General features: G+C 64.9%; 10 protein-coding genes. 5 read left to right on the forward strand and 5 right to left on the reverse strand.

The features are described 5' to 3' along the window. Positions 1–140: 140 nt before the first annotated feature. Positions 141–1,535 carry a phosphomannomutase/phosphoglucomutase gene (locus BFF94_RS25980; protein WP_128843044.1) on the reverse strand — a complete coding sequence of 465 codons (1,395 nt, stop codon included), beginning with the start codon at positions 1,533–1,535 and terminating at the stop codon, positions 141–143. A 257-nt stretch (positions 1,536–1,792) separates the two neighbouring features. Between BFF94_RS25980 and BFF94_RS25985 the strand changes: the two genes are divergently transcribed. Genes BFF94_RS25985 through BFF94_RS26005 form a run of 5 tightly spaced genes read left to right on the forward strand, consistent with a single transcriptional unit; the run spans position 1,793 to position 7,222 of the window. Then, positions 1,793–3,049, forward strand: coding sequence for a lipopolysaccharide biosynthesis protein (locus tag BFF94_RS25985; RefSeq protein WP_219140021.1), 1,257 nt, complete (start codon positions 1,793–1,795; stop codon positions 3,047–3,049). After that, positions 3,046–3,870, forward strand: coding sequence for a glycosyltransferase (locus tag BFF94_RS25990; protein ID WP_219140022.1), 825 nt, complete (start codon positions 3,046–3,048; stop codon positions 3,868–3,870). The genes BFF94_RS25985 and BFF94_RS25990 overlap by 4 nt, the downstream gene beginning before the upstream one ends. A gap of 43 nt (positions 3,871–3,913) precedes the next feature. Further along, positions 3,914–5,050 carry a glycosyltransferase family 4 protein gene (locus BFF94_RS25995; protein WP_128843042.1) on the forward strand — a complete coding sequence of 379 codons (1,137 nt, stop codon included), beginning with the start codon at positions 3,914–3,916 and terminating at the stop codon, positions 5,048–5,050. 15 nt (positions 5,051–5,065) lie between these two features. Then, on the forward strand, positions 5,066–6,088 hold the full coding sequence (galE, locus tag BFF94_RS26000; protein WP_128843041.1) for a UDP-glucose 4-epimerase GalE: 1,023 nt from the start codon (positions 5,066–5,068) through the stop codon (positions 6,086–6,088). Positions 6,089–6,115: 27 nt separating this feature from the next. After that, complete coding sequence (locus tag BFF94_RS26005; protein ID WP_128843040.1) at positions 6,116–7,222, forward strand: MraY family glycosyltransferase; 1,107 nt, start codon at positions 6,116–6,118, stop codon at positions 7,220–7,222. A gap of 43 nt (positions 7,223–7,265) precedes the next feature. Here BFF94_RS26005 and BFF94_RS26010 read toward each other — a convergent pair whose 3' ends face one another. From BFF94_RS26010 to BFF94_RS26025, 4 genes are all read right to left on the reverse strand, one after another. Next, a complete protein-coding gene (locus tag BFF94_RS26010) occupies positions 7,266–9,593 on the reverse strand; it encodes a protease pro-enzyme activation domain-containing protein (RefSeq protein WP_246637411.1) in 2,328 nt (775 codons plus the stop codon). Between the two features lie 622 nt (positions 9,594–10,215). Continuing rightward, positions 10,216–11,409 (reverse strand): acyltransferase family protein, encoded by a 1,194-nt coding sequence (locus BFF94_RS26015; RefSeq protein ID WP_128843038.1) that lies wholly within the window; start codon positions 11,407–11,409, stop codon positions 10,216–10,218. 81 nt (positions 11,410–11,490) lie between these two features. Next, complete coding sequence (locus BFF94_RS26020; RefSeq protein ID WP_128843037.1) at positions 11,491–13,371, reverse strand: polysaccharide biosynthesis protein; 1,881 nt, start codon at positions 13,369–13,371, stop codon at positions 11,491–11,493. Positions 13,372–13,383: 12 nt separating this feature from the next. Beyond that, positions 13,384–14,400: an MraY family glycosyltransferase gene (locus BFF94_RS26025; RefSeq protein WP_128843036.1), complete on the reverse strand. Its 1,017-nt coding sequence runs from the start codon at positions 14,398–14,400 to the stop codon at positions 13,384–13,386. Between the last annotated feature and the right edge of the window lie 9 nt (positions 14,401–14,409).

Consider the following 14,409-nt stretch of genomic DNA (forward strand, 5'->3'; position numbering starts at 1 on the left):
CATAAAGGAGCGATTTTATCGCGCCCGGGGAGTCAGACAGACAAAAAGCGGCCGCACGCTGTCGCGTGCGCCGCTTTTCGGGGATGGCGCGACCGCTGGACCGGCCGCGGCGCCGCTGGCGGCCCGCAGGCCGCCGACGCTCAGAACGGCAGCTTGACGTCCGGCTTCGCGGCCGTCAGCACGCGGCGGAAGTCTTCCTGGATGCGCTTGAGCCCTTCCTGCGTCTCGGCTTCGAAACGCATCACGACGACCGGCGTCGTATTCGACGAACGCGCGAGGCCGAAGCCGTCCGGGTACTCGACGCGCAGGCCGTCGATCGTCACGACTTCCTCGGCGCCGTCGAACTTCGCCTCTTTCTGCAGCTTGTCGATCAGGCGGAAGTTCTCGCCTTCGTCGAGCCAGAGCTGCAGTTCGGGCGTGCTCATCGCGTCCGGCAACCCGTTCAGCAGCGCGCTCGGGTCGGCCGTCTTCGCGAGGATCTCGAGCAGGCGCGCGCCCGTGTAGAGACCGTCGTCGAAGCCGTACCAGCGATCCTTGAAGAACACGTGGCCGCTCATTTCACCGGCGAGCGGCGCACCCGTCTCGCGCAGCTTCGCCTTCACGAGCGAGTGGCCCGTCTTCCACATCAGCGGCTCGCCGCCCTTCGACTTCACCCATTGCGCGAGATTGCGCGTGCACTTCACGTCATAAATGATCTGCGCGCCCGGGTTGCGCGACAGCACTTCCTCCGCGAACAACATCAACTGGCGGTCCGGATAGATGATCTGGCCGTCCTTCGTGACGACGCCGAGGCGGTCGCCGTCGCCGTCGAACGCGAAGCCGATCTCGGCGTCGGTGTCCTTCAACGCCTGGATCACGTCCTGCAGGTTTTCCGGGTGAGCCGGATCGGGGTGGTGGTTCGGGAACGTGCCGTCGATGTCGGTGAAGCGCTCGACGAGTTCGCAGCCCAGCGCCTTGAACAGGCGCGTCGCGAGCGGGCCCGCGACGCCGTTGCCGGCGTCGACGACGAGCTTCAGCGGGCGGGCCGGCTTGATGTCGCCGACGATGCGCTCGATGTACTGATCGGCGACGTCGAACTCCTCATAGGTACCGCTGCCCGTCTCGAAGCGCTCGTCGACGATGCGGCGGTACAGCGCCTGGATCTGCTCGCCGTAGATCGCCGCGCCGCGCAGCACCATCTTGAAGCCGTTGTAGTCGGGCGGGTTGTGGCTGCCCGTGACGACGATGCACGAATCGACGCGGCGCTCGCCGCCCTTCAGCGCCAGCGGCACGTTCGCCGCGAAATAACCGACCGGCGTGGGCACCATGCCGACGTCGACGACGTCGACGCCCGCCGCACGCAGGCCGTCGGCAAGCGCGCCGACGAGTTCCGGCCCCGAGAGGCGGCCGTCGCGCGCGACGACGACCGCATCGCCGCCCTGCGCGCGCACTTCGCTGCCGAATGCCCGGCCGATCCCGCGCGCCGTGTCGACGTCGAGTGTCTTGCCGACCACGCCACGGATGTCATATGCCTTGAAGATGGATTGGGAGATCATCGATTCTCTTCTCTCTCAGTTGCGTGCATGAAAAATTGTCTGGCTTGCGTGGCCGCGTCCCGCCGGTGCCGCGCATGATACATGCCTGCCCCGGCGGACCACGGAGCGGAACGGCTGGCGCGCCCCCGATCCCACTTATAATCGCGGGTTTCGATGACGCGCATGTCGCCCATTTTAATGCCTAGCCGTCCCGCCGCCGCCAATCCGCAGCCTCCTGGCGCCCTGCCGGCCGCCCTGCGCGCGCGCCGCCGCCGCGCATGCTGAAGCGCTTCGGCAACCCGGACGTCGCGAAAGCCGTCGCGAACCTCGTCTGGCTGGGGCTCGAACGGCTCACGCAGATCGGCGTCGCGATCGCGATCAGCGGTCTTCTGGCCCGTTATTTCGGGCCGGACGTGTTCGGCAAATGGCAGTATGCGAATACGCTCCTCCTGGTACTGGCGCCGCTCACCTGGGTGTGCGGCGCGGAAATCCTCGTCCCGACCATCGTCCAGCGCCCGCCCGCCCAGCTCGGCGCGGTGCTCGGCAGCGCGTTCGCGCTGCGCATCACCGTATCGGTCGCCGCGCTCGTCGCGACCTGGATCGCGATCGCCGCGGGCGCCTTCGATCCGCTGGTCGGCGCGATGCTCGCGGGCCTGGCGGTCACGATGGTGTTCCGCGAGCCGTTCGTCGGCGTGATCAACGCGTGGCTGCAGAGCATGACTTACAGCAAGCCGCAGCTCGTGACCAGCATGATGACCGCGCTGGCGAAGGCGCTGCTCGTCTGGCTGCTGGTCCGCGCGGCCGCCGGCCCCGCGCGCTTCGCGTGGCTGTGGGCGCTCGAGGCCGCCGCGATCGGCTTCGCGCTGCTGCTGTACTACCGGCATCGCAACGGCGGCGCGCTCGGCTGGACGTTGGACAAATCGCTGTTCAGGCACTTTGCGACGGCCGGCACCGTGTTCTGGCTCGGCCTGATCTGCATGTACCTGTTCCTGAAGCTCGACCGCCTGATGCTCGAGCGTCACGTGTCGTTCGCCGATCTCGGCCGTTACTCGGCCGCGCAGCAGCTCAACGAGAACTGGATCACGCTCGCGCTGATGCTCGCGCAGACGATCGCGCCCGCATTCGTCTACCGTGTGCAGGACGTCGCGCGGCTGCGCCGCAACATCGTCCGGCTGATCGCGATGACGGCCTGCCTGATGACCGCCGGCGCGCTCGTGCTCGACGCGGCCGCCCCGCTGATCGTCGGCAAGGTGTTCGGCCCCGGCTACGAGGCATCGGTCGACATCTTCCGCTGGGCCGTCTGGCTGTCCGTGCCGGCCGGCATCGAGGCGATAGGCAATCTTATCGTTCTCAAATATCAAGCAAAATTCGTGTTGCTGTCGAAATGGCTGCTCGCGCTGGCGATCGCCGCGCTCGTCAACCTGTTCGCGATCCCGCGGCTCGGCCTGTACGGCGCGCTCGTCGGGCTGGCGGCCGGCTACCTGGCCGCCGCCGCCGTCAACTTTTATTACATCCGTTTCAAGCTGCAACCATGACGTCCCCTGATTGCCCGCCCCCGCTCGACGACGTGGCCGTGCTGATGCCGGCCTACAACGGGCACGACGACGTCGTTCGGACCCTCGCGTCGTTTCGCGAGGACGCGCCCGTGCACGTGCTGATCGTCGACGACGGCAGCACGCCGCCGATCGTCGCGCCCGACCTGCCCGGCCTCGCGATCGAGGTGCTGCGCATGCCGCAGAACGGCGGCATCGAGCGCGCGCTCGCGGCCGGCATCGACGCGCTCGCGGCGCGCGGCTTCCGCTATGCGGCGCGCATCGACGCGGGCGATCTCGCCGCGCCGCAGCGCCTTGCGAAAGAGCGCGCGTATCTCGGCGCCCACCCGCGTGTAGCCTGCGTCGGCATGTGGACGCAGGTCGTGTCGCGCGCCGGCGAGCCGCGCTTCATGCTGACGCCGCCCGCCGATCCGCGCACGCTGCGCCGCACCCGCTTCCTGCGCTCGCCGCTCGTGCATCCGTCGGTGATGCTGCGCATCGACGCCGTGCGCGAAGTCGGCAACTATCGCGCGAAATACCGCGCGGCCGAGGATCTCGATCTTTTTTTGCGGTTAATGCAACGCTACGATTGCGCCAACCTGCCGGAACTCGGCCTGTATTACGAGCTTAACGAGGGCGGGATCAGCGCGACCAAACGCCGGCGCCAGCTGGTATCGACGCTCACGCTGCTGCTGAGCCACTTCAACGCGCTGAACCCGTACGACTGGGCCGGCCTTGCCAAGAACCTGCTGCATTTCGTGACGCCGTACCGTACGTTGCAGCGAATCAAGCAGACGCTGTTTGCCGCGCGGCCGTCCGCCTGACGCGCATCCGGCATTTTCGACGCTTTATTTTTTCTTTTTTTTCATGGCCGCCACCTCCCCGCTGCGCATTGCGCTCGTCTGCAACACGGCCTGGGCGATCCATACGTATCGCCACGGGCTGATCCGTGCGCTCGTCGCGCGCGGCGCCGAGGTCATCGTGATCGCGCCGCACGACCGCACGGTGCCGCTGCTCGAGCAGATGGGCTGCCGCTACGTGGCGCTCGCGGTCGCATCGAAAGGCACGAGCCCGCGCGAGGATCTCGGCACGCTCGCCGCGCTGGTGCGCCGCTACCGCGCGCTGAAGCCCGATCTCGTGTTCCATTACACGATCAAGCCGAACATCTACGGCTCGGTTGCCGCGTGGCTCGCGCGCGTGCCGTCGATCGCGGTAACGACCGGGCTCGGCTACGTATTCATCCAGAAGAGCCGCGCGGCGAGCGTCGCGAAGCGCCTGTACCGGTTCGCGTTCCGCTTCCCGCGTGAAGTGTGGTTCCTGAACCGCGACGATCTCGCGACCTTCACCGACGAGCAGTTGCTCGCGCATCCCGACCGCGCGCGGCTGCTGCACGGCGAAGGCGTCGATCTCGAACAGTTCGCGCCCGCGCCGCTGCCCGCCGGCGAAGCCCCCGTCTTCATCCTGATCGGCCGGCTGCTGTGGGACAAGGGCGTGCGCGAATATGTCGAGGCCGCGCGCATCGTGCGTGCCCGCTTCCCGAACGCGCGCTTCCAGCTGCTCGGCCCGCTCGGCGTCGACAACCCGAGCGCGATCGGCCGCGCGGATGTCGACGCATGGGTCGACGAAGGCGTGATCGAGTATCTCGGCGAGGCGCACGACGTGCGCCCGCATATCGCGGCGGCCGACTGCGTCGTGCTGCCGTCGTACCGCGAAGGCGTGCCGCGCACGCTGATGGAAGCATCGGCGATGGGCCGCCCGATCGTTGCGACCGACGTGCCGGGCTGCCGCGACGTCGTCGCCGACGGCGCAACGGGCTTCCTGTGCCGTGTGCGCGACAGCGCGAGCCTCGCGGAGCAACTGAATCGCATGATCTCGCTCGGGCCGCAAGGCCGCGCGGCGATGGGCGTACGCGGCCGGCAGAAGGTCGCGGCGGAGTTCGACGAGCAGCAGGTCGTCGAGCGCTACAGGGAGACCATCCATTCGTTAACCGGATTCACACTCTGAAGGAGCGCATCAGCAATGACCGCTAAAGGCACCATCCTCGTTACCGGCGGCGCGGGCTACATCGGCTCGCACACGGCCGTCGAGCTGCTCGACAACGGCTACGACGTCGTGATCGTCGACAACCTCGTCAACAGCAAGGCCGAATCCGTGCGCCGCATCGAGCGGATCACGGGCAAGACGCCCGCGTTCCATCAGGTCGACGTGTGCGACGAAGCCGCGCTCGCAAAGGTGTTCGACGCGCACCCGATCACCGGCACGATCCATTTCGCGGCGCTCAAGGCCGTCGGCGAATCGGTCGCGAAGCCGCTCGAGTACTACCAGAACAACATCGGCGGCCTGCTCGCCGTGCTCAAGGTCATGCGCGAGCGCAATGTCAGGCAGTTCGTGTTCAGCTCGTCCGCGACCGTGTACGGCGTGCCCGAGCGCTCGCCGATCGACGAATCGTTCCCGCTGTCCGCGACCAACCCGTACGGCCAGTCGAAGCTGATCGCCGAGCAGATCCTGCGCGATCTCGAGGTGTCCGACCCGTCGTGGCGGATCGCGACGCTGCGCTACTTCAACCCGGTCGGCGCGCACGCGAGCGGGCTGATCGGCGAGGATCCGGCCGGCATCCCGAACAACCTGATGCCGTATGTCGCGCAGGTCGCGGTCGGCAAGCTGGAAAAGCTGCGTGTGTTCGGCTCCGACTACCCGACGCCGGACGGCACGGGCGTGCGCGACTACATCCACGTCGTCGATCTCGCGAAGGGGCACATCGCCGCGCTCGACGCGCTGGCGAAGCGCGACGCGAGCTTCGTCGTGAACCTCGGCACCGGGCAAGGCTACAGCGTGCTGGAAGTCGTGCGCGCATTCGAGAAGGCGTCGGGCCGCCCGGTGCCGTACGAACTCGTCGCGCGCCGCCCCGGCGACATCGCCGAGTGCTACGCGAACCCGCAGGCCGCCGCCGACCTCATCGGCTGGCGCGCGACGCTCGGCATTGAAGAAATGTGTGCCGACCACTGGCGATGGCAGGAGGGGAACCCGCGCGGTTTTGTATAATCCGCTGTCCATTTTTCGAGCGATCCCATGCTCAGCTTCGCGTCCGGCTTCATCGTCTCCCTGCTCGTCACGCTGTTCATCGTGCGCTACGCGCATCTGCACGAGAAATTCTCGATCGACAGCGACCTGGCCGGCGTGCAGAAATTCCACGTGCGGCCGGTGCCGCGGGTCGGGGGCATCGGGATCCTCGCCGGGGTCGTCATTGGGGCCCTGATCGTGTCGCGGCACTATCCGACGATCGCCGGCAGCATTCTGGGCATCGTCGCATGCGGGCTACCGGCGTTCCTGTCCGGCCTCGTCGAGGATCTGACCAAGCGCGTGTCGCCGCGCGCGCGGCTGCTCTGCACGATGGGCGCGGCCGCGCTCGCGTTCTGGCTGCTGGGCATCGCGGTCAAGCGCATCAGCGTGCCGCCGCTCGATTTCCTGCTCGGTTACGTGGTCATTTCGGCGTTCGTCACCGTGCTCGCGGTCGCGGCGCTCGCGAATGCGATCAACATCATCGACGGCTTCAACGGGCTCGCTTCGATGGTCAGCTTCATGATGTTCGCGTCGCTCGCGTACGTGGCATTCCAGGTCCACGACCCGATCGTGATGTCCGCGTCGATCATCATGATGGGCGCCGTGCTCGGCTTCTTCCTGTGGAACTTCCCGGCCGGGCTGATCTTTCTCGGCGACGGCGGCGCGTATTTCATCGGCTTCATGCTTGCCGAGCTCGCGATCATGCTGGTGATGCGCAATCGGGAAGTGTCCGCGTGGTACCCGGTGCTGCTGTTCATGTATCCGATCTTCGAGACCTGCTTCTCGATCTACCGGAAGAAATTCATCCGCGGGATCTCGCCGGGGATTCCGGACGGCGTGCATCTTCATATGCTCGTGTACAAGCGGTTGATGCGCTGGGCTGTCGGGACGAAGCACGCGCATGATCTCACGCGGCGCAATTCGCTTACTTCGCCGTATCTGTGGCTGCTGTGCCTCGTCGCGGTGATTCCCGCGACGCTGTTCTGGCGGCACACGGTGCACCTGTTCGTGTTTGTGGTGCTGTTCGCGCTGACCTATGTGTGGCTGTACCTCAGTATCGTTCGGTTCAGGGTGCCGAGGTGGATGGTGGTGAGGAAGGAGCGGCGCGGACAATGAGCGCAGCCGGCCCCACGATCTTCCGTCACCGACAATCCGAATACTAAGTTCCAGCAGTATTTGTGTTCCAGTGCGGCACCTGCGTATAAATCACCACGTTACCGTCATCTTGAACAAATGTGGCGCCTCCTGGATGTCCGCTCGTGCCGGAATACCACAGGGGCGTATGGTCCGAACTGTAAACGACGAGATTGCCGTCCGTTTGCATGGCGGCAAAAGCGCCGGTGTGACCGGATGTACCGGAATTCCATTGCACGACACCTTGGCGAAGCAGCACCAGGTTGCCATCGGCTTGCATGACGAGGACGCTTGCGCCGTTGCCTGATGTGAAACCTTGGCCATTGCTGATAATGACACCACCGCTCCAGACGGCAGCGCCGCTTGAAGAGGTCGCGTAGCCAGTAGTATTGGTCCCCGTGGAAAATACCGGCACGTGCGATTCGTAGATCACCAGGTTGCCGTCGTCTTGTACCGCAAGGTATTGACCATAAGGTACGCCATTGGTCGATGAGTACCACAACGCCTTGCCACTCGCGCTGTAGACCACGAAATTGCCATCGGTCTGAAAGACGGCATACGCCCCGACGTTTCCATTCGTCCCGGAATTCCACACCGCGGCACCATTGGCCGTGTTGTAGAGCACGAGGTTGCCGTCATTCTGCATGGCCAGTTCATGGCTTCTGGAAGCCGAATATACGATTTGCCCCGGCTTGAGCGTCGTACCTTCGCTGATCACGCCGCCGTATATCGGGGCCGTCGGATCGCATATCGCGGAATGCAGCACGCTCACATTCGGCGAGCCCCAGCCTGTCACGAAGTCCCATCCGGAACCGGCGCTGTACGCGCCGTTGCTGCCGTAGGTGACGTCACGAAAGATGGACCCGGTCGTCGATTGAACGCTGTATATCGTGGGCGCCGCGAACCCGAGGTTCGTCGCGCAACTGCCGGACAGCAGACGCGCCCAGGTCGCGGCAAACAGCGGCGCAGACAGGCTCGTGCCGCCGACCGTCTCGAGTCGTCCGCCGACGATGACCAACGCGCCGCTGTTGGGATCAGCGTCGAACGCAAGATCCGGCAGGCCGCGAAATGCTCGTCCCTTGAGCGCGGGTACGCTGGATTGCCACGATGGAATCGGTTCGAAGCCGCTGATGCCGCCACCGCTGGAGTCCCAGGCGGTCTCGCCGGCGTAGCTTCCATTCCCGTTCGTATAGAGCGTCGTGCCGCCTACGGATACGACATAGGGCGAACTGGCCGGGTATTCCACCGCCGTGCCGGTGCAGCCATATGCCACACTGCCTGAATCTCCGGAACTAATCGAGAAAGTCTGCCCCTGTGCGACGGCGAGCTCGAACAGTGTGTCGATGGCGGCTGTCGACGCCCAGTTCTCGCACCCGCCGATCGACATGTTGACGACCCGGGCAGTGTTGTCGTTCACGGCGCGATTGATCGCGAGCGCCATATCGCTCCACGCGAAGGATGACGCAACGTAGAAATTGAGCTGCTTGACGCCGCCAGACATCCCGACGATGGTCTGGCTGTCGAGCGACCATTCCATGTTTGCGCTCGTGTCGGCGCTAGGCGTCCCGGCCTTGATCACCGAAACGGGAACGGCGGGCAACTGGTTGTTGCTTTCGAACGTAGCCAGGTCGATGACGGGTTGCGTCACGTCGCCTTCGGCAATGATGCCGATCGTGGTGTTGGCGGCCGTCGGAGCGCTGCCGACGGAATAGATGGCGGGAAACTGCGTCGGGTTGTGCCCCACCGTGACCGCGGAAGTTGTCGGCGACGCGTTTGTGCTCGGCGCACCGCTGGCAACGGAAGCACGCACGAAATGCGGGCGGAGGCGAGTCGCGGTATCCAGCCCCAGAACCCCATGAACGACCCCACTGATCGCATCGGGCACCGTCTCCGGAGCGGTGTTGATATGCGTACTGCTGCCGTCCGCCATCGCGACCGGTACCAGTGTCGTCTGGAACACGCCGGATATTACGCTGGCCGGGGCATCGGCTTCGACAATCATGTTGTTGCCGGCCACCTTGACGTTCGTGAAGCCCTTACTTCCCAAATAGGCCTTCACGGTGGCGACCTGCCCGGCGGTGGGCGCGTATCGCTCGGCAATCTGCGCGGAGCTCAGCACGGCCCCGAAGCTGGCACTGCCAGGCGTTCGCGCTTGCTGCAGAAAGCGGTTCAACGCGGCTTCGTCATTCAGCTTGAGCACGAGCGCAACATGGACCGGCGCCGTCGCACTCATCGGCGCCGCACTCACCACGTTGCCCGCGCCTCGCAGCGCCGACAGTTTGCCGGCCTGCGCAGTGGCCGCAGCAGGACTCGCGTCGTCGCCGCCACCGCAGCCGGCCAGCGCGAGCACCATGAGTGCCGCGCTCATTCCCCTGACAATATGCCGCGTTTTCATCGGATGAATATCGATTGTGGATTTCTTGTTTGATTTTTCAATCGCTCTTGACTACCGCCCCCGATCGCTGACAGGCCTGCTCGCCGCCGCCGGAGCGGACAACGCAAGCATCGGAAGCGAGCGAGCACGAACGGCAACTTTCAGAGAAAGTCGCCTTCGTGCTCAATCGTCCGATTAACGTGATAAAACATATGCAGAAATGGGACGGTAGTCAAATGAACGGAACCTGGTGGCACGCGCGGACGCGAACGGCCAATTCCATCCGAGATTGGGCCGTTGGTGCGGTTCGCGCTCAGCCGCGTGCAGCTAGCTGTATATCGGCATCGCGCGGTTCAGGCTGAAGGGGAACAATCGTGCGTCGGGTCCGGCGCGGATATTGATCGAGTCGAACTCGAGCGGGTCGGACTCTGCCGAAAAGCCGGCAATGATTGTTCATGCTTGTGGTGCTGCTCGCGCTGACCTACGAGCGGCCGTACCTCGGCATCGTGCGGTTCAGGGCGCCGCGGTGGGTGATCGTGCGCAAGGTGTGGCGCGGGCATAGAGCCGCCGAGCCCTGTCAGGCCGCACGGCAACGATCCGGCTAGACGCGCGCCGCTTGCCCGACTTCCGCGCGAGACGATCGTTTCAACGCCGCCCCGCCCAGAAAAGGAAACTCGACGTATCGATACGTCAGCACGGACAGCAGGACAACCAGCACGGAAGCGACAGCCGTCACGAACCAGAAGGCAGGCACCGTCAATGCGGCGACATCCTTGACGTGGTTAACCAGCCTGAATGCCAGATACAGCACGAAATTGTGCGACAGGTAAATGCTGTAGCTGACCATTCCCAGGAGGCGGACGGGCCTCGACGTCAGAAGACCGAACATCGTGTTGCCACACGCAATAATGAAAAACACGGTAAGGAACAGCAGTACGGCAACCGGATCGTAGGCCGTCGAAACACTTCGGAGAATGACGGCGAGCAACACGAGCACGAGTACCGAGCCGGTCGCGCCGCAAAGCCGCGCGTGGATATTCGGGTACCGGGCAAGCAGGGTTGCCGCCAAAGCGCCGCACACGAAATACCACTCGATCCGGTTCGCCGAATACCACCCGACCAGCACCGCCGACACGATCAGCAACACCCACACCAGCCGTCGGCTCGTGAACAGCGTCAGCACCGGAAACAGCAAATAGAACTTCCACTCGTAGACGAGCGTCCAGTAGACCGTGTTGATCAGGCCCGTGTTCGGCAAGCCATTGATATCCGGGGTGCCGGGAAACGTGAACAGGAGCCACGCCGCAACGTCCTTGACCACCTGCATCGGCGAGCTGTTCAGCCGGAAATGCGTCAGGGCCAGCGCAGTGACGACCAGTGTGCCGGCCGAAACCACGTACATCGGCACGATACGCCGCACGCGAGAGCGGAAAAACCGCCGCAGATCCAGGCGCCCACCGGTTGCCAGCGCCCGGCTCCAGAAAAGCAGCGCCGTCACCATGAAGAACATCGCGACACCGCCCTGCCCATACAGCGTGGCGAGCCGTGAGGGCGGCACGTCCCAGCGCCCCGTCACATAGAAAAAGTAGCTGATCACCGCGTGGTGATACATGACGGCGATTGCCAGCAGGCCACGCAACCCGTCGATCGAATGAAACCGGTTGGCCGCCATTTCTTCATCGACATGGCGGCGGTAAAAGGCGGACCGGTTTGCAATGATCGCTGCCAGTAGGCATAACGCGACCGTCACCAGCATCGACGGCAGCGCGAGGCGGATAAAGCCGGCTAACGGCATGCTGTCTCTCGAGGATATTTCATTTCACCACCCGACCGGAGATACTCCCGGTGGCGTCGGCCGCGCGCGTTGTCGATGACGTCAAACGTTCGACGCAGATCGCTTCGGCACGCTCTGCAGCATCGGCGCGACAGCCGCCTGATATTCCGGCACCCAGCGCCGCAAATCGCGCCGCACCTCGTCGTCACTCAGCACGCGGTGCTGCATCAGCCACGGCAACAATTCGTCGAGCAGATGGTCCGGCACTTCCCGCGCGCGTGCGATCCGCAGCTTCGGATGCGGCGTGCGCGTGGTCGTCTCGTCGTCCGCGAGCAGTTCCTCGTAAAGCTTCTCGCCAGGCCGCAGCCCCGTGAATTCGATCCGAATCTGGTCTTCCGAGAACCCGTACAGACGGATCAGGTCGCACGCGAGATCGACGATCTTCACCGGCTCGCCCATGTCGAGAATGAAGATCTCGCCGCCCCGTCCCATGCTCGACGCCTGCAGCACGAGTTGCGACGCTTCCGGGATCGTCATGAAGAAACGCGTGATCTCCGGGTGCGTGACCGTTACCGGGCCGCCTTTCGCGATCTGCTGCTGGAACTTCGGAATGACGCTGCCCGCGCTGCCGAGCACGTTGCCAAAGCGCACGGTCTCGAACTGGGTGCGCTCGCTCGTCTGCTGCAACGCCTGGCAGGCCATTTCGGCGAGGCGCTTGCTCGCGCCCATCACGTTGGTCGGATTGACGGCCTTGTCGGTCGAGATCAGCACGAAGTGACGCACATCGTGGCGGATCGCCGCGCGGGCCACGCGATACGTGCCGAGCACGTTGTTGCGCAGCGCCTGCCACGCGTTGTGCTCCTCCATCAGCGGCACATGCTTGTAGGCAGCCGCGTGGAACACGATGTGCGGTGCATGGCGCGACATCACCTGATCGAGCAGCAGCGAATCCTTCGCGTCGCCGATGATCGGCAGGACGGGCAGGTCGGGAAAGCGCTCGCGCAACTCCTCGGTCAGCCGGTACATCGCATACTCGGACAGGTCGAACGCGACAAGCTGCGCCGGCGCGAAACGCAGGATCTGCCGGCACAGCTCGGAGCCAATCGAGCCGCCCGCGCCCGTCACCATCACGACGCGACCGCGCAGCAGCGCCTCGACGTGCGGCGTGTCGATCGTCACGGCATCGCGGCCGAGCAAGTCTTCGAGATCGATGTTCCGCACCTGCGACAGGAAACCCTGCCCCGGCATCAGCGCGGTCAGCGAAGGCAGCACCATCGCCTTCACGCCAGCACGCACGCACAACGTCGCGACGCGGCGCTGCATCTCGACCGACGCAGATGGAATCGCGATGATCGCGTATTCGACCTTCATCGCGTCGGTCCAGTGCTTGAGGTCGTTGAACGAGCCCAGCACCTTGTAGCCGTAGACCTCGCGGCCCTGCTTGGTCACGTCGTCATCGAGCAGGCCGACGAGGCGCCATTCGCCGGAGCGCGACAGTTCGCGCGCGAGGCTCGCGCCGGCCGTGCCGGCGCCGAGCACCAGCACCGGCTTGCCCTTCCCGACGAGCCCGCCGTACAGGTAATACTCCTTGGTCGCGCGATACAGCGCGCGCGCGCCGCCCATCGCCAGGAACAGCATCAGCGGCGACACGAGCAGTACCGAGCGCGGAATGATCGGCACCGGCTGGAACATCACGGCGCCGATCATCACGATCACGCCGCCGCCGACCACCGCCTTCGCGATGCGCATCAGGTCAGGCAGGCTCGCGAACACCCAAAGCCCGCGATACAGGCCGAACCCGTGGAACATCAGCGCGTACACCGGCAGCACCCACGTCAGCGCCATCAGCGCGCCGCTCAGGAAATCATGCGGAACGCTGCCATTGAAACGAACGAGATAGGCAAATAACCATGACGCGACAACCGCCGTCAGGTCGAACAGGAAAGCACTCAGTGACAGCCAAGATGCTTTGGATCGAAACATCGGCGGGAAACCTCAAGAATTGTTTTCAGCGGCCGCCTGAAACCGGCGCCAACGCATGTCGATCAACCATCCGAGCCATGCCAGGACGCCATACCACACGAAAAACGACAGCCATTGCTGCAGTTCGGGGCGACCCTTCGCCCACACGGCGACAATTATGCCTGCGAGCATGATGAGGTACCAATAAAGAGCAGTCCGACCGTGGCCTACGCCCGATCGGACCATCCTTTGATAATAGTGCTCACGGTGCGCTTGCCAGAACTTTTCTCCGCGTAACAGACGTCTCAAAAGTGTTACAGATGCATCGGCAATAAAGGGGGCGAACATCATCGCGGGAAACCAGATCGGCCAGACGTCGGTACGCCAGCCCCAGTAGCCCAGCGCGCCGGCCAGGAATCCGAGCGGAATCGAGCCGGCGTCGCCGAGGAACAGTCTGGCCGGGTGGAAATTGAGCAGAAGAAAGCCCAACGCCGCGCCGGCGACCGCCGCGCCCGCCACGACGAGATCGGGCGATGCATGCACGCCATCGAGCGCCGCGACCGCGTACCCGCCGAAACCGAACAGCGCCATGCCGCCCGCGAGGCCGTCGGCGCCGTCCATGAAGTTGTACAGGTTCGTCAGCCAGACCATCGCGAAGCCCACGCCGACGAGCAGCCACCAAGGCGCGTCGGCCGGAAAGACGACGATCAGCGCGACGACTGCCGCGAGGTGCGCCGAGAATCGCACGCGGGCCGGCAGCCCGCGCCGATCGTCGATCTGCGACATCGCGGCCAGCCCTGCTGCGGCGATGGCGATCAGCCAGAGTCGTGGCGCCAGCGCCAGAAGTGCAACGACGCACACCGGCACGATGCCCCATCCGCCGACGCGCGGCGTCGGCAGCGTATGGAGCGAACGATCGTTCGGAATATCGGTGGCGAGGCGCCAGGCAAGGCCGGTGGCGAGCAGCGCACGGAGAATCGTCGTCGAAGCGAGTGCGGCGCCCAGGGCCACCGCGGCCGTGATGAGCCAGGTGGGATTCGCGAGAAGCATGTGGCTTAT

It is taken from the genome of Burkholderia catarinensis (assembly GCF_001883705.2).
In the GTDB taxonomy this organism is placed as follows: Bacteria; Pseudomonadota; Gammaproteobacteria; order Burkholderiales; family Burkholderiaceae; genus Burkholderia; species Burkholderia catarinensis.

Coding starts and splice junctions, on each gene's coding strand:
- BFF94_RS25980 (WP_128843044.1), bottom strand. CDS start 1,535: ATGATCTCCCAATCCATCTTCAAGGCATATGACATCCGTGGCGTGGTC.
- BFF94_RS25985 (WP_219140021.1), top strand. CDS start 1,793: ATGCTGAAGCGCTTCGGCAACCCGGACGTCGCGAAAGCCGTCGCGAAC.
- BFF94_RS25990 (WP_219140022.1), top strand. CDS start 3,046: ATGACGTCCCCTGATTGCCCGCCCCCGCTCGACGACGTGGCCGTGCTG.
- BFF94_RS25995 (WP_128843042.1), top strand. CDS start 3,914: ATGGCCGCCACCTCCCCGCTGCGCATTGCGCTCGTCTGCAACACGGCC.
- galE (WP_128843041.1), top strand. CDS start 5,066: ATGACCGCTAAAGGCACCATCCTCGTTACCGGCGGCGCGGGCTACATC.
- BFF94_RS26005 (WP_128843040.1), top strand. CDS start 6,116: ATGCTCAGCTTCGCGTCCGGCTTCATCGTCTCCCTGCTCGTCACGCTG.
- BFF94_RS26010 (WP_246637411.1), bottom strand. CDS start 9,593: ATGGTGCTCGCGCTGGCCGGCTGCGGTGGCGGCGACGACGCGAGTCCT.
- BFF94_RS26015 (WP_128843038.1), bottom strand. CDS start 11,409: ATGCCGTTAGCCGGCTTTATCCGCCTCGCGCTGCCGTCGATGCTGGTG.
- BFF94_RS26020 (WP_128843037.1), bottom strand. CDS start 13,371: ATGTTTCGATCCAAAGCATCTTGGCTGTCACTGAGTGCTTTCCTGTTC.
- BFF94_RS26025 (WP_128843036.1), bottom strand. CDS start 14,400: ATGCTTCTCGCGAATCCCACCTGGCTCATCACGGCCGCGGTGGCCCTG.